Source organism: Kitasatospora sp. NPDC091207 (assembly GCF_044768625.1).
Lineage (GTDB): Bacteria > Actinomycetota > Actinomycetes > Streptomycetales > Streptomycetaceae > Kitasatospora.
Genome location: NZ_JBIVVS010000073.1, coordinates 1 through 1,439 on the forward strand (window position 1 = coordinate 1; position 1,439 = coordinate 1,439).

The following is a 1,439-nucleotide window of genomic DNA, read 5'->3' on the forward strand; positions in this document are numbered from 1 at the left end:
CTAGTAGTACTTCGTTAGGTTGATTTGATCTTGGGGGTCGCGGCGGTGCATGCTGCGGTCTGTGGATCTTGCCGAGGTGGAGAAGCTTCGTGGGGGCCTCGGCGACTTCGTGGCCGAGGTGTTCGCGTCCCTGGCGCGCAAGGACCAGCGCCGGCAGGGGGATTGCTATCTGCGTGGGCTGATGTTGGACGGGCGGCGAAAGTCGATCCAGCCGATGGCCGAGCGGCTGCCGGACGGGAACATGCAGGCCCTGCAGCAGTTCGTGAGCCAGTCGCCGTGGGACCACGTCCCGGTGCTGCGGCAGATCGCCCGGAAGATGACCTCGGCCCTCGCGCCGGAGGCGTGGGTGATCGACGACACGTCGTTCCCGAAGGCCGGCGACCAGTCCGTGGCGACCTCGCGTCAGTACTGCGGCGCGCTGGGCAAGCGCTCGCTCTGCCAGGTCGGGGTGAGCGTCCACGCCGTCACCGACAAGGCCTCCAGCCCGTTGTCCTGGCGGCTGTTCGTGCCACCGGACTGGGACAACCGCGGCGATGACCGCAGGCGACGCACCGGCCTGCCGCCGGAGGTCGGGCACATCGAGAAGTGGCGACTGGCCCTCGACATGCTCGACGAGCTGATCACCTGGAGTCTTACTCCTCAGGTCGTGGTCGCCGACGCGGGCTACGGCCAGTCGGCCGCCTTCCGCCATGCCCTGCGCTCCCGGAACTTGGACTACATCGTGGCGGTGCGCGGGGACGAGACCGCGCACCGCCACGACGCGGAGCCGGTGGCGCCCGCCTACGGCGGCGCCGGACGCAGGACACTGCCCCGCTACCGCACCGACTCCACCGCCCTGCACGAACTCGCCACCGCCGGCGGCCGCCGGGCGTTTCGGCAGGTCATCTGGCGCCAGGGCAGCCGCGGCGCGATGCGCTCGCGCTTCCGCGTCCTTCAAGTGCGGCCCGCAGGCAGGATCCCCCGAACGCTCGCCGCCGCCGACGCGGGCGGAAGCGCCGCCTGGGACGGTGTCCTGCCGGCCGAGACCCTGCTGGTCGAATGGCCGGCCGGCGAGGCCTCGCCCACCGACTACTGGCTGACCAATCTCCCGCCCGACACGGCGATCCGCCGGCTCGTACGCCTGGCCAAGATCCGCTGGCGCATCGAACACGACTACCGCGAGATGAAACACGGCCTCGGCCTGGACCACTTCGAGGGCCGCACCTGGCGCGGCTGGCACCACCACGTCACCCTCGTCACCGCCGCCCACGCCTTCCTCACCCTCCGGCGCCTCGACCCAAAAGTCGAGACGCCGGCCTGACCTTCTACCGAGTCCTCGACGCCATCCAGGACCTGATACGAGCCTGGACCGGCGAATGCCCCACCTGCCACCGCGAGTTACCCGCCAAGCACCGGACTCGGCACCCTCCATCACTTTAGACCTAACGAAGTACTACTAG

1 protein-coding gene is annotated in these 1,439 nt (G+C 69.8%); it reads left to right on the plus strand.

Annotation, left to right across the window (positions count from 1 at the left end; translation table 11 throughout):
* The first annotated feature begins 61 nt into the window (after positions 1-61).
* The gene (locus ACIQTO_RS38155) at positions 62-1,300 is read left to right on the plus strand and encodes an IS701 family transposase (protein WP_402398277.1); all 1,239 of its coding nucleotides are present in this window, start codon (positions 62-64) and stop codon (positions 1,298-1,300) included.
* The last annotated feature ends 139 nt before the right edge of the window (positions 1,301-1,439 follow it).